The organism is Rhodococcus sp. G-MC3 (assembly GCF_030063335.1).
Lineage (GTDB): Bacteria > Actinomycetota > Actinomycetes > Mycobacteriales > Mycobacteriaceae > Rhodococcoides.
In genome coordinates, this window is the sequence record NZ_JASISW010000073.1 from 1 (window position 1) to 1,652 (window position 1,652).

Genomic DNA, 1,652 nt, shown 5'->3' on the forward strand with positions numbered 1-1,652 from the left:
GCCCGCAGGGCCCGTGCCGATCAGGCGAGCAGTGCGCCTCGGGTGATGTTCTTGGTGGTGAACAGTCGTTGGAGGTTGGTCACCGCCGCGGCGAGGGTGAGTTCGGCGTTGACAGCGCCGAGTCCGCGTCTGGCGAACTGCCGTAGACCTCGTCGGTCCTTGAGATGCGCATTGACCGGTTCGACCAACGCCCCACGCCGGATGTACCGGGCGTGACCGTCCTCGGTTGTCAGATACTCCCGCATCGCAGCAACTTCCGGGGACTTGTGTTCAGAGGTATCGGTGTTCGCGTTCTCAGGTTCCGTGCGCGCTCGGTGACGTCGAGAGTCGGTGGCAATCAATCGATGTGGTCCCTCGGCGGTGAGATTGGCGACCGAGCAGTATCCGGCATCGGCGAGGACGGTGCCGATCTTCTTTTTCCCGTCTGCACCCCATACCGACTCGAGAACCGCTTCGGCAGCAGCGACCATCGGGACGTACGACTGCATATCGGTGCCGTCGGCGCTGGCGTGGCAGGCGACGATGAGGTAGTCCGAGGACACCATTAACTGCGCGTTGAACCCTTGCACGAACCCACCGCGAGTTTTCATCAACGCAGAATCCGGGTCGGTGAGATTGATCCGGTAATTCTTGCCCCGGCCACCTTCGGACTTCGGTGTCCGCACCGCCAGCGCTGTGTCCCTGGCTCGTTCGAGCCGGCAGGCAGCGTACTTCACTCGTGAGGTGTCCTGCGCTGATTTCGGTTTCCGACCAGGACGAACACCTGCATCGACCCGGGACTGCCAGCGATCGACGCTCGCTCGGTGGACGGTGACCGCCTGCTCGTACTTGCCTTCGGCGGCGGTGACGCGTTCGTCGGCTGTGGTGATCTCGTCCTTGCCGTTCGGATCGGCAGCGCGTCGAGCGTCGATGTCGGCGGCTTTGTTCGCCTCGAGTTTCTCCACCGCCGCCGCGATCGTCTTCGTGCGAACCTCACCGCTGCGCAGTGACGGGGGTAGTGAATCGTCGCGGCCACGTCGAATGGCGTCGGTGTCGGCTTTGTCGGTGCGGTAGGCATCGTCGATGCTCTCGCGGGCCATCTTCCGTAGTGTCTGCTCCGATCGGGTGGCGTCCTTGGCTGCGTTCGCAGCGATTTTGGTGCCGTCGAGAGCGAGTTCACCGAAGCGGCCCATCCCGTTGGCCTTGCACAGCACCAATACCTCAGTGAACAGGTTCTCGAATGCTTTGTCGTGTTCGGCGCGGAAGCGGGCGATGACGGTGTGATCGGGGATGTCGTTGCCGCACAACACTCGGAATGCGACGTCGGTCCAGCACAGTTTTTCGATCCGCCGCGAAGATCGTTCCCCGACGGCATAGGCATAGATCAGCAGTGCCAGCAGCTGATCGGGGTCGTAGCCGGCTCGGCCGGCCATCGAGGTTTTGGTGCGGCGCCCGGGTCGGCGGCGATGGAACGCGGAGGTGTCCATCGCCGCGACCGCCTCGATCACCAGCCAGGCCACGTGATCGTTGTCGAGCCAGTCCCGGATATCGGGTGGGATCAAAAACCCTTGATCCAGATTCGAAGGTCGGTAATCGCGCGCCACCACACGATTATCTCAAACCCGCACCCACCAGCACTCGAGCGAAACACCCTCAATTAAGCAACAGGCTCC

Annotated in this window: 1 protein-coding gene; it reads right to left on the minus strand. The window is 62.9% G+C overall.

The window, feature by feature from the left end:
* Nucleotides 1-20: 20 nt before the first annotated feature.
* Complete coding sequence (locus QMK17_RS26210) at nucleotides 21-1,583, minus strand: transposase (RefSeq protein WP_283512208.1); 1,563 nt, start codon at nucleotides 1,581-1,583, stop codon at nucleotides 21-23.
* Nucleotides 1,584-1,652: the final 69 nt, after the last annotated feature.